Annotated in this window: 24 protein-coding genes; 11 read left to right on the plus strand and 13 right to left on the minus strand. The window is 34.5% G+C overall.

Features of this window, described 5'->3' with window-relative positions; genetic code table 11:
- The first annotated feature begins 61 nt into the window (after positions 1-61).
- Positions 62-646: a hypothetical protein gene (locus A1704_RS23525; protein ID WP_065119740.1), complete on the plus strand. Its 585-nt coding sequence runs from the start codon at positions 62-64 to the stop codon at positions 644-646.
- 13 nt (positions 647-659) lie between these two features.
- On the plus strand, positions 660-1,583 hold the full coding sequence (locus A1704_RS23530) for an alpha/beta fold hydrolase (RefSeq protein WP_062676419.1): 924 nt from the start codon (positions 660-662) through the stop codon (positions 1,581-1,583).
- Positions 1,584-1,739: 156 nt separating this feature from the next.
- Here A1704_RS23530 and A1704_RS23535 read toward each other — a convergent pair whose 3' ends face one another.
- A complete protein-coding gene (locus tag A1704_RS23535; RefSeq protein WP_062676420.1) occupies positions 1,740-3,329 on the minus strand; it encodes an ABC-F family ATP-binding cassette domain-containing protein in 1,590 nt (529 codons plus the stop codon).
- 395 nt (positions 3,330-3,724) lie between these two features.
- On the opposite strand from A1704_RS23535, the gene A1704_RS23540 reads away from it, so the two are divergent.
- The 6 genes from A1704_RS23540 to A1704_RS23565 all read left to right on the plus strand — a co-directional run bounded on the left by A1704_RS23540 (position 3,725) and on the right by A1704_RS23565 (position 9,103).
- Positions 3,725-4,279: a phosphoribosyltransferase gene (locus A1704_RS23540; RefSeq protein ID WP_047374145.1), complete on the plus strand. Its 555-nt coding sequence runs from the start codon at positions 3,725-3,727 to the stop codon at positions 4,277-4,279.
- A 152-nt stretch (positions 4,280-4,431) separates the two neighbouring features.
- Positions 4,432-5,010: an adenylate kinase gene (locus A1704_RS23545; RefSeq protein ID WP_034697446.1), complete on the plus strand. Its 579-nt coding sequence runs from the start codon at positions 4,432-4,434 to the stop codon at positions 5,008-5,010.
- A 56-nt stretch (positions 5,011-5,066) separates the two neighbouring features.
- Positions 5,067-6,050, plus strand: coding sequence for a GTPase ObgE (gene obgE, locus A1704_RS23550; RefSeq protein WP_062676421.1), 984 nt, complete (start codon positions 5,067-5,069; stop codon positions 6,048-6,050).
- A 343-nt stretch (positions 6,051-6,393) separates the two neighbouring features.
- Positions 6,394-6,885 (plus strand): DUF6438 domain-containing protein, encoded by a 492-nt coding sequence (locus tag A1704_RS23555; protein ID WP_062676476.1) that lies wholly within the window; start codon positions 6,394-6,396, stop codon positions 6,883-6,885.
- 95 nt (positions 6,886-6,980) lie between these two features.
- Positions 6,981-7,619 (plus strand): porin family protein, encoded by a 639-nt coding sequence (locus tag A1704_RS23560; protein WP_062676422.1) that lies wholly within the window; start codon positions 6,981-6,983, stop codon positions 7,617-7,619.
- Between the two features lie 179 nt (positions 7,620-7,798).
- Positions 7,799-9,103: a DEAD/DEAH box helicase gene (locus A1704_RS23565; RefSeq protein WP_062676423.1), complete on the plus strand. Its 1,305-nt coding sequence runs from the start codon at positions 7,799-7,801 to the stop codon at positions 9,101-9,103.
- Positions 9,104-9,149: 46 nt separating this feature from the next.
- On the opposite strand, the gene A1704_RS23570 is transcribed toward A1704_RS23565, so the two are convergent.
- From A1704_RS23570 to A1704_RS23615, 10 genes are all read right to left on the minus strand, one after another.
- Complete coding sequence (locus tag A1704_RS23570; protein ID WP_062676424.1) at positions 9,150-10,295, minus strand: hypothetical protein; 1,146 nt, start codon at positions 10,293-10,295, stop codon at positions 9,150-9,152.
- Positions 10,296-10,298: 3 nt separating this feature from the next.
- Complete coding sequence (locus A1704_RS23575; protein ID WP_062676425.1) at positions 10,299-11,066, minus strand: TatD family hydrolase; 768 nt, start codon at positions 11,064-11,066, stop codon at positions 10,299-10,301.
- Positions 11,067-11,071: 5 nt separating this feature from the next.
- Positions 11,072-11,593: a DUF4269 domain-containing protein gene (locus A1704_RS23580; RefSeq protein ID WP_062676426.1), complete on the minus strand. Its 522-nt coding sequence runs from the start codon at positions 11,591-11,593 to the stop codon at positions 11,072-11,074.
- Positions 11,594-12,544, minus strand: coding sequence for a GSCFA domain-containing protein (locus tag A1704_RS23585; RefSeq protein WP_062676427.1), 951 nt, complete (start codon positions 12,542-12,544; stop codon positions 11,594-11,596).
- A gap of 76 nt (positions 12,545-12,620) precedes the next feature.
- On the minus strand, positions 12,621-13,592 hold the full coding sequence (locus A1704_RS23590; RefSeq protein ID WP_062676428.1) for a polyprenyl synthetase family protein: 972 nt from the start codon (positions 13,590-13,592) through the stop codon (positions 12,621-12,623).
- Positions 13,593-13,855: 263 nt separating this feature from the next.
- Complete coding sequence (locus A1704_RS23595) at positions 13,856-14,452, minus strand: GLPGLI family protein (protein ID WP_062676429.1); 597 nt, start codon at positions 14,450-14,452, stop codon at positions 13,856-13,858.
- Between the two features lie 42 nt (positions 14,453-14,494).
- Positions 14,495-14,752: a hypothetical protein gene (locus tag A1704_RS23600; RefSeq protein ID WP_062676430.1), complete on the minus strand. Its 258-nt coding sequence runs from the start codon at positions 14,750-14,752 to the stop codon at positions 14,495-14,497.
- A 246-nt stretch (positions 14,753-14,998) separates the two neighbouring features.
- Positions 14,999-16,141 (minus strand): inorganic phosphate transporter, encoded by a 1,143-nt coding sequence (locus tag A1704_RS23605; protein WP_034700227.1) that lies wholly within the window; start codon positions 16,139-16,141, stop codon positions 14,999-15,001.
- A gap of 13 nt (positions 16,142-16,154) precedes the next feature.
- Positions 16,155-16,793 (minus strand): DUF47 domain-containing protein, encoded by a 639-nt coding sequence (locus A1704_RS23610; protein ID WP_027374906.1) that lies wholly within the window; start codon positions 16,791-16,793, stop codon positions 16,155-16,157.
- A 151-nt stretch (positions 16,794-16,944) separates the two neighbouring features.
- On the minus strand, positions 16,945-18,645 hold the full coding sequence (locus A1704_RS23615; RefSeq protein WP_062676431.1) for a DEAD/DEAH box helicase: 1,701 nt from the start codon (positions 18,643-18,645) through the stop codon (positions 16,945-16,947).
- Between the two features lie 567 nt (positions 18,646-19,212).
- Between A1704_RS23615 and A1704_RS23620 the strand changes: the two genes are divergently transcribed.
- From A1704_RS23620 to A1704_RS23630, 3 genes are all read left to right on the plus strand, one after another.
- A complete protein-coding gene (locus A1704_RS23620; protein ID WP_062676432.1) occupies positions 19,213-19,878 on the plus strand; it encodes a DUF2461 domain-containing protein in 666 nt (221 codons plus the stop codon).
- 268 nt (positions 19,879-20,146) lie between these two features.
- Positions 20,147-20,941 (plus strand): FkbM family methyltransferase, encoded by a 795-nt coding sequence (locus A1704_RS23625; protein ID WP_062676433.1) that lies wholly within the window; start codon positions 20,147-20,149, stop codon positions 20,939-20,941.
- A gap of 8 nt (positions 20,942-20,949) precedes the next feature.
- Complete coding sequence (locus A1704_RS23630; RefSeq protein ID WP_062676434.1) at positions 20,950-22,449, plus strand: lipopolysaccharide biosynthesis protein; 1,500 nt, start codon at positions 20,950-20,952, stop codon at positions 22,447-22,449.
- A 38-nt stretch (positions 22,450-22,487) separates the two neighbouring features.
- On the opposite strand, the gene A1704_RS23635 is transcribed toward A1704_RS23630, so the two are convergent.
- Positions 22,488-23,528 (minus strand): hypothetical protein, encoded by a 1,041-nt coding sequence (locus A1704_RS23635; protein ID WP_062676435.1) that lies wholly within the window; start codon positions 23,526-23,528, stop codon positions 22,488-22,490.
- Between the two features lie 119 nt (positions 23,529-23,647).
- Complete coding sequence (locus tag A1704_RS23640; protein ID WP_062676436.1) at positions 23,648-24,502, minus strand: glycosyltransferase family 2 protein; 855 nt, start codon at positions 24,500-24,502, stop codon at positions 23,648-23,650.
- Positions 24,503-24,555 lie beyond the last annotated feature (53 nt).

The following is a 24,555-nucleotide window of genomic DNA, read 5'->3' on the forward strand; positions in this document are numbered from 1 at the left end:
TTCTACCTTTTTACTTTCACACCTATATAAAATGGATTATATTTACTATAAATTTATACAAATGAAAATTAAAATTCTGATTCTACTTTTAATAATCCCTCTTATTTATGTGAACGCTCAAAATAAAGTAAATGATTATCTAAATATACGTGGTCCCATTAAGCTAAATCAAAAGGAATATAATCTCGTATGGAGTTCGCATCCTAATGAAAATTATTTTAAACAGGAATATGTAAGCTCACATGATAACATCCATAAATACAACAGTATGGTATTGGTCGATTTTATAAAAGGTGATTTTAATATCAAGGATGTTGTGGATCAAAAAGTAGCTGAACTGCAGGAAATGAAAAAGACCAACCCAGTCGTCAATTACCAGATTTTTGAAAATAAGGAAGAATATATTTTAGATTTTCTTATCAGTGAAAATTCAAAGGACGGCAAGGAAATACTTATTGCAGAAAGAAATATTTATCGCTACAAAATCATTAGTAATGGAAAGAATAAAGGCGTTCTTCTTTTTGCACTGAGTGAAAGAGGGTATCCGGAAAATATTGATTCTTTTTTTAATAATTTAAAAACCAATTCTTCAAAATTAATTGAAACGGTTGGAAATTATAAACTTCCAGATATTGAAATAAAATAATATTCCAATTACTATGAACCCATCACAAAAGTCTACCTTTTTACCATCAAAAATAAACAGCAGCTCACAACTTTTCTATACCTTGTTTTCTCCGAAAACAGCAAAAGCCACCCTTCTCATTGTTCATGGTATGCAGGAACACAGCGGAAGATATGCAGAGATTGCAGAATATTTTACGTCTCATGGAATTGCTGTATTGACCTATGATCACCTGGGACATGGAAAATCGGTAAAGGACAAAAAAGACATTGGTTTCTTTCAGCTTGAAAAACCGGATGAAAGGCTTGTAGCAGACGCAGAAATGATGGCAGATTATCTTGCAGAACAATATCCGGATGTTCCTCATTTTATTCTGGGACATTCTATGGGATCTTTTATTACACGATGTCTTCTTCAAAAAGAAAGCAGTAAATTTTCCGGAGCTATCATTACAGGAACCGGCGGACCTTTACCGGGAATCGATATATTGAGAGGTTATTTGTCATTAGCCACAGCTATCGCTCCTCGTCACCGTACTTTTTTGAATTCTGTTTTTACGAGCGTCAATAACAAACATTTTAAAAAGGATCAAGATTTCAGTGATACCAGCTGGCTCAGTGTAAATCCTAAAAACCGACAAGCTTTTGAAAAGGATGAACTTTGTGGAATTCCGTTTACCCATAATGCTTTTTATACTTTATTTACCATTTATAAAAAAGCGACAGCGAGAAACTGGGCTGCACCTATTTCTAAATCATTTCCTTTTTTATTCGTAAGCGGGCAGAAGGATCCGATCGGTGATTTTGGAAAAGGTGTCATGCAAACCGTCAACAACTTAAAAATTGATGGTTTTCAAAATGTGGACTTAAAAATCTATCCTGATATGCGTCATGAGATTTTAAACGAATCCATAAGAGAACAGGTTCTGAAGGAAATCCATAACTGGATCTTAAAATAATAAGAACAAAATAAAAATTCCAGATAGCATTGATCTGGAATTTCTGTATAAGTTTCGGCTAAAGCCGATGGAGTTGTTTTGATGTTGAAGGCGGGCTAAAGCCCACCCCTATTGAATATCTAAAGGATTTTGTCTGATTTGTAAGAAATATAATAATTACCCCAGCATCAATTCTCTGTCAATTCCAATCTCCTGAAGAAAAACTTCATCATGGGAAATCACCAGTAGAGTTCCATGATAATCTTTTATAGAATTGGTGAGAATTTCCACATTCTGGAGATCTAAATTATTCGTAGGTTCATCAAGGATAATCATATCGGGTGCTTTATTTCTGATGGAAAGCCCGCAGAGAAGTAACCGTAAACGCTCTCCTCCACTCAGCATACCGCATTTTTTATCCCAGGTATCTTTTCCAAACAAAAATCTGGACAGTAATGTTTTGACTTCTGATTCCTGCATGGCACAGTCATTGAAAGTCTGTACAAAATCGTAAAGCGTTGAATCATTATCAATAAGGGAATATTCCTGGTCAATATAGATACTGTTGAATTCTGTCTTATTTATTTTTCCTTCCGAAGGTTTAATATTTTCCAACAGAAGCTTTATCAGGGTAGTTTTTCCGGAACCGTTTGAGCCTTTCACTGATATTCGGTCTCCGCTTCGCACCTCCATACTGATGTTTTCTTTCCAGAGTTTTTCTTTTCCGTAAGTGAAATTAATATCTTCAACGGTAACAAGGATCTTTCCTGAATGTAGATTGGAATCATTAAAATTAACTTTCATCTGATCAGAATTCTTTAAGGAGGAACGCAGATCTCTTAAGTCACCGGAAATCCCACTAATTTTCTCTGCGTGTACACTTTTAAGTTTTGAACTGTTTTTTTCAGCATTATTCCGAAGCGTATTCATCATAATTCTGGCTACTCCGGATTTTTCCTGCTTCCCTTTACCTCTTGCATCCAGTTTTTGCTTTCGTTCCAGAGTTTCCCGCTCCTTTTCTTTTGCTTTTTTCAGAGCACGTTCTTTGGAATGGATATCATTTTGCAATGCTTCCTCCTCCACTTCTTTCTGTTTGGCATAAAAGTCATAGTTTCCACCATAAGTTGCAATTCCCTGATTGCTTAATTCGAATATGGTATCCACAAGATTGAGCAAAATACGGTCGTGGCTTACGATAACCACTGTTGCATCTGTTTTGTCAATAAGATCATACAAGAGTTTTCTTCCTTCCCTGTCCAGGTGATTGGTCGGTTCATCCAATACGATAATATCAGGTTGGTTGATCTGAATTCCAGCGAGAAAAACTTTAGTCTTCTGTCCTCCGCTCAGGTCTTCCAGTTTTTGAGTTAATTCAAAATTTTCGAGCCTCCAATGCTCCAAAGCATTCTGGCATCTTTCTTCAATATCCCAGTCGTCATTGAGCGTTTCAAAATATATTTCGTCCACCTCTCCATTGGTAATTTTTTGAAGAGCATGGAGTTTCTGATCTATCCTCAGGCATTCTGCAATGGTAAGATCATTTAAATTTCCAAACATCTGCGGTACATAAAAGATATTACCCCGGATATTAGTATTGCCGTTTAGAGGCTGTATTTCTCCCGCGATTATTTTCAGCAGGGTTGATTTTCCCACTCCATTACTCCCTACCAGAGCAGATTTGGTATGAGACTGTATTGTTAAATTGATATGATTAAATAGAAGATTTCCTCCCGGAAACCCAAAGGATATATTTTGCAGTAAAATCATGATTTCTTTCTTAATAAAGGTTGAACACCAGCAACATTCTTGTTACCGTTTTATTGAGTCTGAAAGAAATGATATCCTACATGTCTGTTTTTTTGGGTTTTGAAAGAACAAAGATACTCATTTTTCTGAATATTTGTTTTCATCAATAATCAGGACATTTATCATTATCCTTTTCTTCCTTATTTCAAACACCTGCTTTTCAAAAGTATTTTTAAATCTATTTTTTGAGGCTATACCATTCTATCTCATTAAAAAGCTTGTTGTTATGAATGTTTAAACAGACTTCATCAGGATATTGAATTTTGTGATCCGGAAAACATCAAACTTTCAAACTGATAAAAACAGGAAAGTATTTTAATCAAAAATCCGTAACTTTGCCAACTACTAAAAATTTTATGGAAAGCATTAAAGTTCACGACAAAACTTTCGTTCCTTATTTAAAGGATGCCGAAATTCAGGAAATTGTAAAAGAGACAGCGTTAAGAATTTATGAAGATTACAAGGATGAAGTTCCTGTTTTCATAGGGGTGTTAAATGGAGTGGTGATGTTCTTCTCTGATCTTTTAAAATATTACCCGGGAGAATGCGAAATTGCCTTCATTCAAATGAGTTCTTATGTAGGAACAGAATCTACAGGGATCGTTTATCAGAAAATGGAGCTTACTAAAGACGTAAGAGACCGTCATATTATTCTTGTGGAAGACATTGTAGATACAGGAAATACCGTTGAAAGTCTTTTCAAATATTTCAAAGAAACACAACGTCCAAAATCTGTAAAACTGGCTAGTTTCTTATTGAAACCTGAGATTTACAAGAAAGATTTCAAACTGGATTATATCGGAAAAGAAATCCCGAACAAATTTGTACTTGGATACGGGCTGGATTATGATGAATTAGGAAGAAACCTTCCGAATCTATATCAGTTGGAAGACGGACAAATCAACCATTAAATGCTGTTGGCTATTAGCTGATAGCTTTTAGCTTAAAATTATATAAAGAAATAAATTTAATAATAACTTAAAAAAGCTGAAAGCAAAAAAGCAAGCCGCCAAAAGCCACAAGCCCGAAGCAAAATGCCCATTGCTGGAAGCGTATCAACATTATGATAAACATTGTTCTGTTCGGCCCTCCAGGAAGTGGAAAAGGAACACAAGCTCAGAATCTAATCGAGAAATTCAATTTAAAACAGGTTTCAACAGGTGATCTTTTCAGATACAATATGAAAAATGACACTGAACTTGGAAAACTGGCTAAGTCATACATCGATAAGGGAGAATTGGTTCCGGATCAGGTAACAACAGATATGCTGATCGACGAGATCAAAAAACCTACTGATACCAACGGTTTTATTTTTGACGGATATCCAAGAACAACTGCTCAGACAGAAGCTTTGGAAACCATCGTTAAAGAAGTACTGAATGATGAGATTGACATCTGTCTTTCATTGGTAGTAGAGGACAAAATTTTGGTTGAAAGACTTCTGAAAAGAGGTGAAACCAGCGGAAGATCAGACGACAGCAATGTAGAGATCATCGAAAACAGAATTAAAGAATATTATACCAAAACAGCAGAAGTTGCCGAGCTTTATAAGCAGCAGGGTAAATATGTAGAGGTAAACGGTGTTGGAGAAATTGATGAGATTTCCCAAAAACTTTTCGCTGAGGTAGAGAAAATTAAATAATCGGGATATGGCAAGGGATAAGAAGTTTCATCCCTTCAACCCGCAACACAAACTATATGTCTAACTTTGTAGATTACGTAAAGATCCATTGTAAAAGCGGACACGGAGGTGCTGGTTCTGCCCACCTTCGCCGTGAAAAGTATATTCCTAAAGGTGGTCCTGACGGTGGCGACGGAGGTCGTGGCGGACACGTCATCATGAGAGGAAATGCTAATGAATGGACTTTGCTTCCACTCCGATACACTCGTCACATAAAAGCTGAACGAGGTGAAAACGGAGCGAAAAACCAGCTGACAGGAGCTGACGGTTCTGATATTTATATTGATGTTCCAATTGGGACTATCGCTAAAAATGAAGAAGGTGAAATTATCGGAGAAATCCTTGAAGATAAGCAGGAAATCATTTTGATGCAGGGAGGAAAAGGAGGAAAAGGAAACGAACATTTCAAATCCTCTACCAACCAAACTCCAAGATATGCTCAACCCGGAATGGATGGTGAAGAAGGCTATGTGGTTTTCGAACTTAAAATTTTGGCCGATGTAGGACTTGTTGGATTTCCAAACGCTGGAAAATCTACACTTTTAGCATCTGTTTCTGCGGCAAAACCAAAAATTGCCAATTATGCTTTTACCACTTTAACTCCTAACCTTGGGATTGTAGATTACAGAAATTACAAATCATTTGTAATGGCTGATATTCCCGGGATTATTGAAGGAGCAGCAGAAGGAAAAGGCTTAGGACACAGATTCCTCAGACATATTGAAAGAAACTCTATCCTTTTATTCTTAATTCCGGCTGACTCTGAAAATCATTTCCAGGAGTTTAAAATTCTTGAAAATGAATTGAAAGAATATAACCCAGAATTACTGGATAAAGATTTCATTGTTTCTGTTTCAAAATCTGATCTTTTGGATGAAGAACTGAAGAAGGAAATTGCAGCAGAGTTCCCGGAAAACAAACAGCCTCTGTTCTTCTCAGGTGTTACCGGAGAAGGTCTTATGGAGCTGAAAGATGCTATCTGGAAACAATTGCACGGATAGAAATACATTGATTTATCAGTTTTATTTTGAAAATAGAACTGCATCATAAAACAACAGCCTTAGGAAAACCTGAGGCTGTTTTCATTTATACAATTTCTTCCATTCAATATTTTAAACCATTAAGAATGGATATAAGAAATGAAGTAAAGTTAAGATGAATCATCCTGATTTCTTAAGCATACGGCAAAGCTTATCTTTATATTCTTAACACCTTAATACAATCTTAATGGTTCAAAAAAGCAAAGGCTTAAACAACTTTCCTTTTCTATATTTAACATAAAAACATAGTAAGATGAATACTTTTGGAACAATTATTGGGAGACCTTTTCAAATTGAAAAAACTATGAAATATTTGTTAGCCATTTGTGCATTTGTGTTGTTGACATCGTGTATAACGTCTCAAAAAGTAAATTCAAAATATACTAAAATTGAATATGAGGCTACTCCATGTTTTGGATTCTGCCCTGTTTTTACAATGACAATCAATCCGGACAGAACTGCAGTTTTTGAAGCGGAACATTTTAATTTTAATGATAAGCCTTCAAAAGATGAGTTTTCAAAGCCCCGTGAAGGTACTTTTAAAGGAACCATTAAAGAAGAAGATTACAATAAATTAATCAGTTTACTTGATGACTTACATGTAAAAAGTTTGAATGATAAATACGGTGAACACAATATTACCGATCTTCCAACGTCTTATTTAAGAATCAAATTTGCTGACGGAACTTCAAAAAATGTGGAAGATTATGGAAAACGTGGAAGTGAAAAGCTTTCGGAAGTGTATCAGTTTTTTGAAAACTTAAGAAAGAATCAACAATGGGATAAAGTGAAATAGCTTCACTAAAATATTTAAATTATATTTGTAAAAGTAATTCCTTCCTTTGGAGGAATTATTTTTTTATAAAAACTTTTAATCATTTAAAAATAAATATGAAGAAGAACATTTTCTTTATCACAGTATTTGCTTTCTCAGCAATATTTAATGCACAAGAAAACACAAAAGATCAGGCATCTATGAGCTTTGGCGTCAAGGGAGGATATTCATTATCCAATATGAAGTTTTTTGGAACCGGGCTGGATTCAAAATCCTATTTTTATTTAGGTATTGCAGCAGAGCAGCCTTTATCTTCTAAATTTGGCTTACAGGCTGAATTACTATATACTCAATTGGGTGGTAAAGACGCTTATCCCTGGTATGAGTTGGTAGGCAATGAAGTAGTAGACGTGGGTGATATGCACTTTGATTACAAGTTCAACCAGATACAGGTTCCCATTTCAGTAAAATATTATATTGTTCCAGAGCTTTCTGCTTCTGTAGGGATGAACTTAGGATTTAATATATCATCCAAAGTAAAAATGAATACTGTTTTTGATGAGGCTGAAACCCACAATTACGAATCTTTAAAAACCTTGAACTTATTTCCTTTTCTGGGTGCAGAATATAAGATTAATCAAAAGTTTTTTGTTGACGCCAGATACAATTTCAATTTTATAGAAATGAATAGAAGCAATGCTGTTCCTACTAAAATTGGATTTCTTCAGGCTGGTGTAGGATATAGATTTAAATAAACTGCGGATATGTAACAGAAAAAAATGGCGGCTCACATTCGGGTTGCCATTTCTATTTTTCAATAAGCAATAAGTCTAAAAAAAGTGGAATAAGATACTTAAAAATATTTAGACTACCTTTGCAGAATGTAATTCTTTCAGACTGAAGGAATTTTTATTTAAATTTTAAAATAATTCATTTGAATTTTACAGACTTAAACTTAATAGAACCTATTGCAAAAGCAATTCAGGAACAGGGATACACGACTCCTACTCCTATCCAGGAAAGATCTATTCCTGATATCCTGGAAGGCAGAGACTTTTTAGGTTGTGCGCAAACAGGAACAGGAAAGACAGCAGCTTTTTCTATCCCTATTTTACAGAATTTATCTAAAAATAAAATTCCCAATAAACATATAAAAGCGTTAATCCTTACTCCCACCAGAGAACTGGCGATTCAGATTGAGGAAAATATTAATGCTTACGGTAAATATCTTCCCTTAAAGCAACTTGTTATTTTCGGAGGAGTAAAACAAGGAAATCAGGAAGCAGCTTTGAGAAAGGGTGTTGATATTCTGGTAGCAACTCCGGGAAGACTTCTGGATTTTATTGCACAAGGAATCATCAGCCTGAAAAATCTTGAGATTTTTGTTCTTGATGAGGCAGACAGAATGCTGGATATGGGTTTTGTACATGATGTAAAAAGAATCATTAAACTTTTACCTCAGAGAAGACAGACTTTATTCTTTTCAGCAACAATGCCGACTGAAATTCAGAAACTGGCTAATTCGATCCTGAATAATCCGGTAAAGGTAGAGGTAACTCCGGTTTCTTCTACTGCAGATACTATCAAACAATCTGTGTATTTCGTAGAAAAAGACAACAAACTGAATTTGCTTTCTCATATTCTTCAAAATGATATTTCAGACTCTGTATTGGTTTTTGCAAGAACAAAACACGGTGCAGATAAGATTTCCAGAAAGCTTCAGAAGGACAATATCTCCGCAGAAGCGATTCATGGTAATAAATCTCAGAATGCGAGACAAAATGCGTTGAATAATTTTAAATCCGGAAAAACAAGAGTTCTTGTAGCGACTGATATTGCTGCCAGAGGGATTGATATTGATGAGCTGAAATTCGTGATCAATTTTGAGCTTTCTGATGTTTCTGAAACCTATGTACACAGAATCGGAAGAACAGGAAGAGCAGGAGCCGAAGGTAATTCTATATCTTTTGTAGACGGACTTGATCTTTTGAACTTAAAGAATACTGAAAAACTAATTGGAAAGAAAATTCCTGTAATCAAGGATCATCCGTTCCATACTGATGACCTGGTAGCACAGAAAAGGGATTCTAATAACAAACCTGTAGCTGCAGGGGGCGGAAAACCTAAAACAGGTAATGGTAATAATTCAAGGCCAAATAATAACCGTAAAAAGCCTGCAGCGGGAGCTTCAGTAGGGTTTAAAAAACCTAAGAATAAGAATTTCACCAGAAAAAAATAAAAAAAAGTCCTTTTCAAAGAAAAGGACTTTTTTTATTGATCGTTTATTATTCCATTCTTTGCTTTGTATAGCAGTAACCTATAATACAAAATGGTAAACAGGCTGCCAGATAGGTAGTAGAAAAGAAATTATTCTGGTAAGAAAATCCTAAAGTTACATACTGCTCACTTACAAAACTCAACATCACAAAAAAAAGAATATAGGCTGAAAAGTAAAATACTGTTTCTATTTTTTTAACATAGAAGGAAAGGATAACCGACAGTATCATAAAGAACAGCATAACAAATTTATTGCTTTGTCCCTGAAGATTAAGAGGATTATATTGCAGCACATGCTCAATACTTTTGGCAGGCAGCAGAACGGATGCCAATAAGATTGCTACCGTTAATAAAAAGCTTAATCCAAATTTTATTTTATTATTCCAGCTGGTTTTTAAAAAGGGATTTAATAAAAAGATGATCAAAGGAATGATCACTACGCTTCTTGTAAGACATAGAATTCCTATGCATATTCCTAACAGAAAGGATCTTTTAAAATAATCATCTTTAAACATTCTGTTCCAAAAGACAATAAAGGCTGCCACTGCAATAAAGGAAGAGATAAAATCACTCTTACAGACCACTTCATAAATATAAGCCAGGGAAATACCTAACATTCCTATTGCAAGAAATCTATGAAAATTGCTCTTAAATTCTAAAAAAACAACATAGGAAAATAGTAAAAAGGCAACAACCTGTAGGTAGCCAACATTCCCTAAAAAATAAAAAACACTTGACAAAAGTAATTGCCCAGGAAGATATGATGATAAATTTCCCATGAAATTTGGAGTATCATAGATGTATTCTCCTTTTGCCCAATGTTGCACAGAAAATTCTAACGTTGCCCATCTGTCAATATTCATTTTATAAGGATCTTTCATCACATGGCACATCGCAATGTAAGCAATCGTGATAAAAACGATAAGAAGATATACGGATTTCCTGGTCCATACTTTTTCCAACCAGGACCACTTTCCTAAAGAAAATAACAATAAATTTCCCCCTGAAAAAAAAATAATTAAAATCGTAAGAGGAACAAAAGACTGTCTGATTCCATATTTCGTCAGAAATAAAAGATTAACTATGAAATAAATGGCAAACAGCAATATGCCATTCAATTTGTTGCTCCTAATAAAATTTAACAGGGCACTCATTAATTATGGTATTTGAAAAATGTTTTTAGCATTTTCTGTCGTGATGCGGTCTATCTCAGAAAAATCTTTTCCATAGATATTCACCAGCTTTCCGGCAACCAGGTCCAGATAAGAGCTTTCATTCCTTTTTCCTCTGTGGGGAACCGGTGCCAGGTATGGAGAATCTGTTTCTAAAACAATTTTATCCAACGGAACTTCATTCAGAAACTGGTCTATTTTTCCGTTTTTAAAGGTCACTACTCCACCGATTCCTAAAATGAAGTTAAGGTCAATAGCATGCTGCGCCTGTTCGAGATTCCCTGAAAAACAATGGAAAATTCCTCTTAGTTTCGGATGCTTTTTTCGTTCTAAAACTTCAAAGGTCTCATCAAAGCTTTCTCTGGTGTGGATCACAATCGGAAGGTCTCTTTCTATTGCCCAGTCAATCTGCTGTTCAAAAGCTTTTACCTGAATATCCAATGTGGTCTTATCCCAGTACAAGTCAATTCCGATCTCTCCAATTGCTGGAAAATGTCTTTGATCAAGATATTTTTTTACAATTTCAAGTTCTTTTTCCCAGGATTCCGGTTTTACATAGCAAGGATGTAATCCCATCATTGAAAAAATCTGTCCCGGATATTCTGTTTCCAGCTTCAGCATTTTTTCATGTGATTCAGAATCAATAGCAGGAAGATAAAATTCTGTAATTCCTTTATCTACTGCTCTTTGAATAGCTTCTTTTCTGTCTTCATCAAATTCTTCTGCGTATAAGTGTGTATGTGTATCAATCATTTTATTTAAAATTTCAATAGATCTTCGTAAGGATTTTCAAGTCCCAGCAATATTCCGAAAGCGGGCTCCGTTTTTATTCCCTGTTTTTTAAGTTCTATTATTCTTTGTTTAAATTCTTCTCCTTTTTCTTTTAATATTTTGTATTCGGCCATCATATGAAGATAAGCGTTCTGCTGTTTTGTAGGCTTATTCTGTCCAAAGATCTCAATGGGAAACCCTTCCAGCATAAAATTTAAAGTCATGCATTTTTCCCCGTTTACAATAGGATATTCCACTTCTACATCGTGAGGAATAAGCTGACAAAATAGTAAATCATCCAGAAAATCCTGTTCATATTTTAAATCCACCTCGAAAATAAGATCCAGATCACTTCCTTTGATATCAATCTCTATAGGAACAGTTCCTGCTAAAATAGGAGAATAGTCCTTCAATTTATCAAAAACACGATGTTTTGTAAGAATTTCGTAAGCTTTTTTCTGTCTTTCATTTCCATCTTTCAGATAGTCAATTCTGGTGAAATCAAGCATTTAAAATATTTTATGTTTTACTTTTTTACGCTGTACTTCAATTCTCTGATCCAGTTTTTCTCTGAACTCGATAAACTTAGGATCTTTCTTATCACTGGTTTTATGTTCCAAGGCTCTCATAATCTTAAAGTTTTCTTTGATAAAATTCTGAGTTTCTTCTGAAAAATAAGATTTTCCAAACTTCTCAAAAATATAATTTACCGCCTGTGTACTAGGATGAATCATATCTTCTTTATAGAAACGATAGTCCCGGAGGTCATCCATCAAAATCTCATAGACAGGCAGATAATGACAGTCTTCAAAGAGAGAAATAGACTCGTGGATAGCAGTGATTAATTTGGACTTACTTAACTGATTTTCTACCATTCCATCTTTGGTATGCCTTACAGGTGAAACAGTAAATAAGATTTGTACTCCTTCTTTACAAATATCTTTAAGATCCAGAATCGTCTGGTAAATTGAAGTGGTGAGTTCCTGATGAGATAGCAGTCTTTTCTCAAAAAACTTTTGCGGAATTTTATGACAGTTGGCTACCAGCTTTTTCTTGGGAAGGAATTCATAAATAAATGAGGACCCGTAGGTAATAATAATCCAGTCGGCTTCCTGAAGAAAGGCATTTCCTGCTTCAATAGCTCCATTAATTTTATCTAGGGTCTGATGAATATAACGGGTATCAAAACTGGTATGATGATCCAGAGAGATATATTCTTCATTGTAAGTGATTAGTTCCTCTTCTGCGTAAAATGCAGAGTCATGTAATCTGTTGACTGCATTATTGATAGAAAAAGGGTTAAAAATAGTCCCAAAAGGATTATTAAGGGTCTGAAGTTGTCCGTCCTGGAGTAAATCCGTCATTTCAGAGGCAAAACATGAGCCTATTGAAAATATTCTATCTTCAATTTCAATCTTCTTTTCTGATGCGGGAATATCAACTTCTGTTCTGAATTTCATTGTATAAGGGTTAGGCTGCAGGAAATAAGTAGCGGGCAAATTACTGTTACCTGCTACCTATCATCTGCTGCCTATATTAACTTTCTCTTCTCAACAAATAATTGGCCAGTTCAATAAAAGGTTTTTTCTTTTCTTCCGGCACATCAATTTTCTGAAGATAACTTTGTCCAATCTCATTATGTTTTTCAATCAGACGTAATGCTTTTTCATCTACTTTTGTTCTTCTGAAGATCTTTTCTACTCCATATACTTTATCAACATTTTCAGTCTTCTTAGAATACCAGTAGTCCAATTCTTTTCTTTCTTCGTCTGTAGCGTGTTCTCTTGCTAGCAGATACAGAACAGTTTTCTTGTTTTCGTAGATGTCTCCGGCATGTTTTTTACCAAACTGCGCCTGATCTCCAAATACATCAAGATAATCATCCATAATCTGGAAGGCAATTCCGATATGTTTTCCGAAATTGAAAATAGCTTTGGCATCTTTAAAATCTGCTCTTGCAATCAAAGCTCCGATTTCAAATGAAGAAGCACTTAATACCCCGGTTTTATAAGTAATCATTCTGATATAGTCATCAAAAGTAACATTTTCCTGAGTTTCAAAATTAATATCGTACTGTTGACCTTCGCATAACAGAAGTCCTGTATGGGTAAATATTCTGATACATGCCTTGAATATTTCAGGTTCCAGATCCTCAAAAAACTTATACGCTTTCAACATCAGTCCGTCTCCGGAAAGAATTCCTACATTAAGCCCGTGTAAAGTATGAATAGTAGGCTTGTTCCTTCTTAAAGGAGCCTCATCCATAATATCATCATGGATCAGGGTGAAGTTATGGAAAAACTCGATAGCCAATGCCGGCTTGATTGCCTGCTTAAGATCTCCACCGAACATATCACATGCCATTAACACCATAATAGGACGAAGGCGTTTTCCACCATGGGAAATAATATAGTTCATCGGATCATAGAGCTCCGAAGGTTTATCTTTAAAAGTATATTTAGTGATGGCATCTGCAACAATCTGCTGGTATCTGTCTAAAAATTCCATAAAATCTTATAATTTGAACAAAAATACGATTTTTCAAGGCTTTATAAAACAAAAAAACATCGTTTTGATGAGGATTTTTATGATTATTCGCTATTCTAAAAAATTATTAAATTTCTTCTTATTTTCTTCAATTCTTTTTCTGTACTCTGGAGTATTAATTTTACCCTGGGAAGGGTCATTAATGTATTCTTTACGCTTTTCTATGTATTGAGCTTGAGTAATCAACAATCCTTTTTTATATTCTATAGGTAAATTCGTTTTAGTTATAGAAAGAAACTCAAAATTAAAATATTTTTTTCATCGCTGACCTCTAAAATCAATCCGGGAAGACCTTTAAACTTATAAGGACCATCATTAACAGGTATTTCATGAGTAAACCATGCTATATATATTCTCTTTCCAACTTTAGCAACAGCTTTTGTACATTTATATCCTTGAATAACTTTAGTTATCAAGTTATCAATCTTCCAATGAATGTTTTCTGTACGAAAGGTATAAAAGTCATTACCTAAGTGATTTGATATGTAGATAGAATCATTATCCTTATAAACACAATGTCTTACTTTCGATTGTAGTAATTTACCTGGTTCTACAATACTGCCAGTCTTTATTGCAGTTTCCAGCTGTTTCTTAAAACCATCAGAAAATGCTTTATAATTCTCACTATAATAAACAGATTTGTTACTATTAGCCAGGAGTATCATTGGTTCTGAAACAACGCTTTCTATATTCAAAGTATCCGTTATATATGAAAAGTTGTATCTGACTTCCAGTATAGAAATATCTCTTTCTAATTTAGGAGATTGACTTTTAATAAAGATTAAAAGAAAATAAAAAAATATACCTAATTTTTTTTTCATAAAAAAATAAATACAAGGTAGGTCAAACAGCTTCAGACAACATTAAACAGGCGGATTCTCATAGCTGGCATGGCCACAATCCTGTTGATTATACATTTCCCATTCATTATTTACACAATTATACGTATCGAAATCAGTATCTAGAACAGTTTGATAAGTAGTTCCACAAACAGTCTTTAGTGTTATTAAATAACGTGTAAATAAAACGGCTTGGGCTGTTTTTTCATTCTTAAAATTAAAATTATTGGCTTTAATAAGTGCTGCCAACATAAATGCTGAAAGAAGTAATAGTTTTTTCATTGTAATTTGTATTAATAAACTTTTTTGTTCAAAAGTATTGCAAAGTGTTTATCTAATGTATAAAACAAATAAACTATAAAACAATAGAAATCAACAAAATAAGAAACTTATTTTAAACAAAACACAAAAACATGGATCACAACAATAAATATCTGTTCGTTGATTAATAATTTAAATTTCAACATTGCACAATAAAAAAACTTTGCCCAAATGGACAAAGTTTATATAATTGTATGATTTGTTTTTTTAGAAAAGGAAGGTTACTGCAAGATAAGTAATTGCTGCTACTATTGCAGAGATTGGAATGGTAAGAACCCAAGCCCAAAGTAAGCTTACAGTGATTCCCCATCTTACCGCTGAAATTCTTTTCGTTAATCCTACCCCGATGATAGAACCTGTAATCGTGTGTGTAGTAGATACAGGAATACCGAAGTGGTCTGTGATGAATAAGGTAATAGCACCTGCCGTTTCTGCACTTACTCCTTCTAATGAAGTTACCTTCGTAATCTTTGTTCCCATTGTTTTGATGATCTTCCAACCACCACTCATTGTACCTAAACCAATAGCAAGGAAGGAAACCAAAGGAACCCAGATATAATGCTGTGCAAAATAATCAAAACGTTCTGCAGAAGGAATATTCAAATACTGCGCATCCTGAAGCATATTTACGTGATAATAGATTACTGCTGCACCAATGATCCCCATTACTTTCTGAGCATCATTCAAACCGTGTCCCAAGCTGAATAAAGCTGAAGAAGCCAGCTGTAATCTTTTGAAAGACTGGTCTGCTTTGTGGGGGTTTGATCTTTTATAAAGATGTACAATAATCAGAGTTATAATGATCGAGATAATCATCCCTATGATTGGTGCCATGAAAATGAACAGGAAGATAGGAATTACTTTATCAAACTTTACGACACCCTGTTGTGTTACCTGGCTGAAAGCTTCTTTAATGGTATCCCACATCCCAAGCCCGGGTTGTGCTGCAGCTACATCATGATAATCCATCATGAAGGCATGCATAAGAGCCGCTCCTAAGAAACCTCCGATCAGCGTGTGTGAAGATGATGAAGGGATCCCGAACCACCATGTCAAAAGGTTCCAGGCAATTGCGGCGATAAGGCCGGAAAATATAACCTCAAGAGTGATAAAATTCTCATTAACTGTTTTGGCAATTGTATTACCAATTTTGAATTCTCCAATAATATAAGCAGCAATAAAGAACGCTGCAAAGTTCCAAAGTGCCGCCCAAAGTACAGCCTGGAATGGAGTTAAAACTTTTGTAGAAACTATAGTTGCAATTGAGTTGGCTGCATCATGGAAACCATTGATATAATCGAAGATCAGGGCCAGCGCAATAATAACTACAAGTAAAATCGGAAATTCCATTTTTTGCTATGTATTAGGCGTATTTAATCATGATGTTCTCAATCGTATTGGCAACATCTTCTGCTTTGTCTGTTACAATTTCAAGGTAGTTTAATACAGATGAAACTTTAATAATGTTGATGGCATCATTAGTTTCAAATAATTCTACCATTGAGTTGGAAAGCAAATCGTCAGCAATATTCTCAATAGAGTTCACCTTAATACAAGCTTCTTTCACCTGTTCCATATTTTTGAACCCTTTAAGGTTTTTCATTGCATTCTGAATTTCAAGACATGCTTTGTGGATTAATAAAGAGAAGTCTGAATAAGCCTTCATCTCCGGTGATTTGTAAAGGAAAATATATTTTGTGGATGCGTAGATATAATCAGCGATATCATCAAGTCCTGTTGCCAGTGTGTGAATGTCTTCACGGTCAAAAGGTGTAATGAAGTTCTTCCCTAATTCTACGAAAATTTCGTGAGTAAGTTCATCATTCTTGTGTTCAAAGTCGCTCATTTTCTTCAACATTGAATCGTCATTAAGATCGAAATCCTTGATTCCTGTGTTGAATTCTTCTGACATTGCAACTAGATTTTCAGTTACTTTTTCGAAAAGTACAAAGAAGATTTTATCTTTTGGTTGAAAAGCGTGGAAAATATTACCAATTCCCATTTTTTAGTATTTATAATTCGTGTGCAAATTTCTTAAAAAAGGATTGTACGTGAAACTATATAACATTAAGTTTTGTTAACATTCGCTTAACTACTGATTATCAAACAAAAAAACCGGCATCAATGCCGGTTTTGTATGGTATAAGAAGAGATTAGTTTGCTACTTCAGCTCTCATATCTTTTCCTTTGAACTTCATCGATTGAATATTGCTCAATACATTGTCTTTGAACGATTTTTCAACTTCGAAGAAAGAGAATTTCTCTAAGATTTCAATATCACCGATTTCAGCTCTTTTTTTGGTTTTTCCGCCAGCAGTAGCTTTGTTGATAATATCTAAAACATCAAGTTTCTTCAAATGGTCTTTTTTACCAAGGTTGAAGAAAAATCTTACCATGTTTTCATCTCTTCTTCTTGGCTTTCCACCACGATCTCTGTCTCTTCCACGGTCTCCACGATCTCTGTCGCGACCTCTATCTCTGTCTCTGTCACGTCCGCGATCTCTTCTAGAATAGTCATCGTCTCTGCTGCTTAATTTCTGCTCAACAAGGTCATGCTTGTCTTTGTAGTATAAAGCAAGATCTTTCAACTGAAACTGTAGAAGCTGGTGTACCAGTTCTTCTTTTGTAAAGTTGCTCAGATCCGGGATTAAGCTATCATCAAATTCAAAAAGATCTTCGTGTTCCGTTAATAATTTCTCGAATACACCACCTACCTGAGCTTTGATAATATCTTCACCTGTAGGAATGAATTTTTCGTTAATTTCAATTTTCGTTGCAGATTTGATCTGTTTCAGTTTTCTGCTTTCTTCAGGCTTTATTAAAGCCATAGAAATACCATCTTTTCCAGCTCTACCTGTTCTACCGCTTCTGTGAACGAATACTTCAGGATCATCTGGTAAAGAGAAGTGAATAACGTGAGTTAAAGAGTTTACATCCAATCCTCTTGCTGCAACGTCTGTCGCTACAAGAATATCAATATTTTTCAATCTGAATTTCTTCATTACCGTATCTCTCTGTGCCTGAGAAAGATCACCATGAAGAGCATCAGCTGCATATCCGTTCTGCATTAAGAAATCAGCAACCTCCTGAGTTTCCATTCTCGTTCTACAGAAGATAATGGAGTACTGGTTAGGGTTAGCATCAATTAATCTTTTTAATGCTTCTTTTTTCTGACGGTATCCTACAACATAGTATTCGTGAGTAATGTTCTTCTTCACTTCGTTGATAGAACCTACTGAAATACGATGCGGCTTTGTAAGATAATTTTTGGAAATTCTTTCCACCTCTTTATTCATCGTTGCAGAGAATAAGAAAGTTTGTTTAGTTTCCGGAGTTTCGCTTAGAATGGTTTCCAATTCGTCTTTGAAGCCCATAGAAAGCATTTCATCAGCTTCGTCTAATACTAACCAATGAATCGCAGAAAAGTCTAATGCTTTTCTGTTGATAAGATCAATTACTCTTCCCGGAGTTCCCACAATAATCTGTGGTTTGTCCTTCAAAGATCTCATCTGCTCTACAATACTACTTCCACCATAAACCGCAGTTGTCTTGATGTCTTTCATATACTTAGAGTAATTCTTTATGTCCTTCGAAATCTGAAGACATAATTCCCGTGTCGGACAAAGCACCAATAATTGGATTTTGCGACTCGTATCGTCAATCATATCCAAAATCGGAAGCGAAAACGCTGCTGTTTTGCCTGTCCCTGTCTGCGCAAGTGCGATCAAGTCGCGAATATCTGAAAGAATAAAAGGGATAGTCTGTTTTTGGATTTCTGTTGGGCTTTCGTAACCCAGTTCGCCAATTGCCTTAAGGATATCAGGACTTAAATTGGTTTCCGTAAATAAATTCATTAACTATTTTAAAATTTTTGCAAAGATACAATAAATATTTGATTTGTTTTTGAATAAAGTTTTAAATATACAATCTTAAATTCAGAATCTTTTAATATTTCTTTGATTTTTTGAAAATTAAATGTAAAAAAAACAGCCTTAAACTAAGGACTTGTTAAACATTATTTTTTTTTATTAAATTGGATTGATTTTTTCTGTGATATTAATGAATTTTCAAAAATAAAACCATAGAACATATATTTTTCTCTTTTTATATTATTATGCAAAACATTAAATCTATCACAAAAGACCACTTAAAATAACATAAAAATTTCTTCAAAAGAATAATGAGAGCTTCAGGCATCCGGTACCTGGCAGCACCTTACTTATCAACCTGTTTTGATTCCCAATCTGCCACTGCAAATTCCTTTATCATCTAATATCCGTCTATTATCCCTACTGAAAGTTTAAAACCTAAATAGATTTTGTACATTTGAATTGTGGTATGAATTTCCAATTCTAAATTTCGGGATTGAATAGCCTACCCAAATCTGACTTAGCAACAACACTAAAAATACCTCACATAATATGTCTGCAAGCATTTCTTCTAAAACATTTGATTTTTTAAACAAATTAAATAAAAACAATAACCGCGAATGGTTTACTGAAAATAAAAACCTGTACACAGAATCTCAGCAAAATGTTGTGTCATTTCTTGATGAACTGATTAAGGAGATGTCTGGTTTTGATGAAGAACTTGCTAAAATAGACAGTAAAAAGGCCTTATTCAGAATTTACAGAGATACCCGCTTTTCAAAGGACAAATCGCCTTATAAAACCAATTTCGGAGCTTCTCTGGGGATGGGAAAAGGAAATCAGAAAGGAGGTTATTATCTTCACATGGAACCTGGAAAGTCCTTTTTAGCAGGAGGAATCTACATGCCGGAATCTTCTGTCCTGAAAGAAGTCCGCAAAGAGATTTCTTTGTATGGAGACGATTTTCTAAAAATTCTCAATAATAAAGATTTCAAAAAACATTTTCCGGAGCTTGACCAGGACGATAAACTAAAGAAAATACCTCAGGGTTTTGAAAAAGAAGATCCTATGGGAGAATATCTCAAACTTAAAAATTTTATTGTAGTATATTCTCTGAAAGATGAGGAAGTGCTGGACAAAAATGCTGTAAAAAACATGACCAAAGTTTTCAAACTGATGAAACCTTTCAATGATTTTCTAAATACACCTTTTCTCTAGATAGTTTTACTTTTTCAACTACCGATCACTCGTTTTTCACAGATCATTGGGTGCATTCTGGTTGAAGTTCTATTTCTACAGAATGTCATAATCAGATGTTCAGGGGGATACAGGTGTCTCTGTGACAAATCAAAATTATAGTAAAACTCCCCAGGTTACAAAAACAAATTTCAGAAATCCATCCTGAAAATCAAGCCATTATAATTAACATTTTTTAAGAAAAGTTTTACATTTTTACGTATCTTTGCTGTTCGCCAAAAAGCCAAAGATGTCTTTATACCAAAAAATTGCAGAGAAACTACAATACATAAGCCCGAATTTCTACAAAAAAAGATATTTTAAAGCTCTAAATAATCTTAATAAAAATAACTTTTCGGAACGTAATGTAGAACCGGAATTGGTATGGATCAAAGAATACCTTCCTAAAAATGCTGTGATACTGGATATTGGTGCCAATGTGGGAACTTTCCTTTATCAGCTGGAAAATACATTGAAGCATGAGCATATTTATGGTTTTGAACCTAATAAAAAGCTTTACAGAAGACTGAAAAGACTGTTTTCTGACATGCATATTCTCCCTCTTGCTCTTTCGGATGAAAACAGGATTGCAGAATTCAAAGTACCCATCATTAATGGTAAAACTATTGCTTCCCGTGGTACTTTAAACACTTCTTACAAAGAAAAAGGAGAAGAGAAAAGCTATACGGAACAAGTAAAAGTTATTAAACTTGACGAATGGGCAGCACTGGAACATTTCAACAGACTTGATTTTATCAAAATAGATGTTGAAGGAAACGAAATAAAAACTCTTTCCGGAGCGAGAGAAACCATTAGACAATTTAAGCCGACCTTAATGGTTGAAATGGAGCAAAGACACCATGAAACTCCTATATGGAATGAAATATCCGAAGTGATGAGCTGGGGATATGATGCCAGATATCTAAACAGAAACAGCTTTACGCTGGAAAATCTTACAGAAGATATTATAACACAAAATACAAACGACGAAAAAAATAAAACTCAGTACATCAACAATATTATTTTTATACCTAAAAACATTTAAAACAACTTATGAGTGTAGTAGCGAGACAAGGCTTCAAATATTCCATTATCGGTTATATTGGTTTTTTGCTGGGCACCGTTTCCGCAATATTTATATTTCCGAATGATTTTGAATTTTACGGAAAGCTACGCTACATTCTTCCCACAGCTGAAATGCTGGTTCCTTTTGTTGTTTTGGGTATTTCTTATTCGAATGTGAAATTTTTTCACAAAGTAGAAAAAGATGGTAAAAAACAGAATATGCTGTCACTGTCACTACTGACGGTTTTTATCAACTTTATTATTTTCACGGCTGTATTTTTTATACTTCCCTATTTTTATCCGAAATTCAGACATTCAGAAGCATGGAAGATCAAGGAAATGATTCTGCCATTGATTTTAATCCTTTCATTCTGTGCTATTTTCAATAAATACACATCCAATTACAAAAGAATTGTAGTTTCCAATATCTTCGACAATCTGTTTCCGAAAATAGCGAACCTGGGAGCATTCTGTCTTTTTTTCTTTGCTTTATCACAGAATGTTACAGCTTCTACGTCACAGATCATTGCATATGCTTTCTTTTTTGGAATTTTCTTTTTAATGCTTTTGGGATATATTTATTACACCAACAAACTGGAAAAAATTCAGCTGGATTTTAATACCGATTATTTCAAAAAGAATAATTTCTGGAAAGAGTTTTTCAATTACAGTTTCTTTGGATTCCTGGGAACTTTTGGAAATTATCTGGCGATCAACAGCTTTATGATCGGAGAATTTATGGGAATGGAAGAGGTTGGAATTTATTCTGTTCTGTATGCTCTGATCTCGTTAATTTCTATTCCCCAGCTTGGATTATTTAATATTTCAGCACCTATCATCAACAAAACTCTGGCAGACGGAGATATGGTGGAACTGGACAGGTTCCATAAGAAGACATCCTTAACCTTATATTTCCTTGGAGCCGTTTTATTCTCCTGTATTATGGTAGGATTTCCTTATCTGACGCAATTTATGCCAAAAAACGGAACCATGCTCAGAGAATATGAACCCGTAGTCTGGATCTGGGGTTCTGCAGTATTAATAGATCTTGCTACCGGATTCAACGGGAATATTATTTCACTCTCAAAATATTACAGATTCAATATTCTGGTGATGCTTTTGCTGGCCGGACTGACTATCGGACTGAATTATTATTTCATTAAAAACACGGATCTGAAGCTGATCGGAATTGCTTTATCTACGGCTATTTCACTTACTATTTACAATGTTGTGAAAATTGTTTTCAATTATATTGTATTTAAGGTTTCGCCGTTGAGTATTGAAATGATTTTCGTCTCTATTATCTGTACTTTAGCCATTACAGTAGCCATTGTTCTTCCCAACTTCAACAGCAATCTGCTCAATCTGATATACAAACCTGCAGTGGTCTTAATACTGATCTATGTCGGAAATTACTTCACCAGGATTTTCCCTGTTGAGGATTACCTGAATATGAGATTTATTAAGAGTGTATTTAAGATAAAATAATTGCTTTTAAGACAGAAAATAGAATAATCTAAAGCTTTTTATAGCAAGCCTTTGAGAAATTGCTCCAGTTTTTTCTGAACTTTTTTCCTGCTGTATGTTGTATAAAAATCAAATGGATTTTCAGAAACGGTTTTTAACTGTTCGAGAATATTTTCTTTTTCAGGAATAATAAAATTCAGTTTTGAAGGATACTTTCCCGGAAAAACAGCCAGTTTTCCATAAGCTATGGCATCGCCAATGTTTCCTGTCATTTTAGTAAGTCCATACGTTTCTTTCATACCAAAAAATTCTGTATCCTGTTGAATCGGACACCATAGAACATCTGCTTTTTGCATCCATTGTTCAAATTCTTCTGAAGAAACTCTTTCAGAAAAATAGGTGATTTTAATATTTTCAGGTAATTTTCCAGACAGATTTTCAAGTTGTTTTAACTCGTGTCCGGTTGCTTTTCCAAGGAAAACAAATTGGCAAGATTTATCCGGATTAAGTTTCCGAATGGTTTCGAAAATAGAATGATAATCTCTTCTTTTCTGTGAAACACCACCGGGAATCACCACCATAAGCTCTTCATTTTTTACTTTATCAAAATCTCTTGTGTAAAATAGTGGCAAATAATGATATCTCCCTGATATCAGAGCTTCATCCAGCACGAAAAGAGTTCTTGAAGTATTATACACTTTGGTTTTGTAGAACAAACCTTCTTTCAACCACAATTTTAGTCTGAAGATAACGTCTCCCTTGAAAACACTTTTCATCAGATCCAACTTGGATGCTTTTATGAAATTAAGATTATGGGAAATAACTGCCGTATTGTACCTTTTTGTGACTGCTAAAAATGTATTAAAATAACGGTGTACAGTACCTATGATCACAAGATCATATCCTTTTCCCTTTAACTGATCCAGAATCATAGAACTATCTGATAAAAACACAGCTTCATGGCGGTGGCTTACCTGATCTTTGATTCTTTTTGAAAAATAATAGTCTACCGTAAAATCCTGAGAACCTTCCATAATATCCATGAAAGCCTGGGCGATTTCTGCGTGGGTATCTATTTCTATGTAAGCTATTTTTTTCACAGGTTAACGGGAGTTATATCTTAAATTTTGGCTAAAGCCAATGGAATCTTTACTTTTTTGATTAAACGGTTAAAACCCATTTCTATTGATGGACATTTACAACGTATAAAAATCACCTTCTACATTTTCAGCCATTTCTTTTTCAACATTCTCCAACGTTGATCATTAACGGCCTTCTGTTCTTCTTTGGTAATTTTCAGTTCTAATTTATTTGATCTGCAGTTTTCATAAGATGTAATAATATCAAAGAAAAATGAAACAGATTTACTTTTCATAGCTTCTTTTGAAGAGGCAATATAAGCCAGAAACCTGTTCAGTCCCAAGAAATAAAAATATCTTCCGTAATAATCAGCAGGGCGTATCGTGTAATCGGCTCCTTTTACTTTAATCAGCTTTACATGGAGCTCCGGAAGTACAACTTCTTTCCATCCATGATTTTCCAACAGTATGGAATCAATATTATCCCAGCCCAATGTTTCCCTTAAACCACCAATCTCTACAAAGCATTCTTTACGATAAGCCTTCATAGGCCCCCTCACGTGATGTTTATTGGAATTTCCTTCATACACCCAGTTCCCATCCTTTTCGATATACAAAAGTCCTCCCACAAGCCCATATTCAGGATGATTGATAAAAGCTGTTGCTACTTCCGCCAGATAATTTTCCGGAAGAATAATATCGGCATCAAATTTACAGATGATATCAAATTCATCCATAGCTTGAGTCTGAAGTCCGTTTTTAAAAGCGTGAACGACTTTAGATCCTGGCTGATGTTCAGATTTCTGTAGGTTGGTTGTTTCAAAACGGAAATCAGTTTCTGTATAGTTTCTGATGACCTCAGCTGTGCTGTCTGTAGAACCGTCATTCACTACCACTACTTTAAAATCTTTGCTGCTTTGCTGTTGCAGAGAGTTAAGAGTAAATGGGAGGTTGTCTTCTTCGTTATGGGCAGGAATTATGATTAAAAACCTCACAAATTATAGTATAAATGATGATGAATAAATGATCAATGATGAGAAGCTTTTGA

It is taken from the genome of Chryseobacterium cucumeris (genome assembly GCF_001593385.1).
Classification (GTDB): Bacteria; Bacteroidota; Bacteroidia; order Flavobacteriales; family Weeksellaceae; genus Chryseobacterium; species Chryseobacterium cucumeris.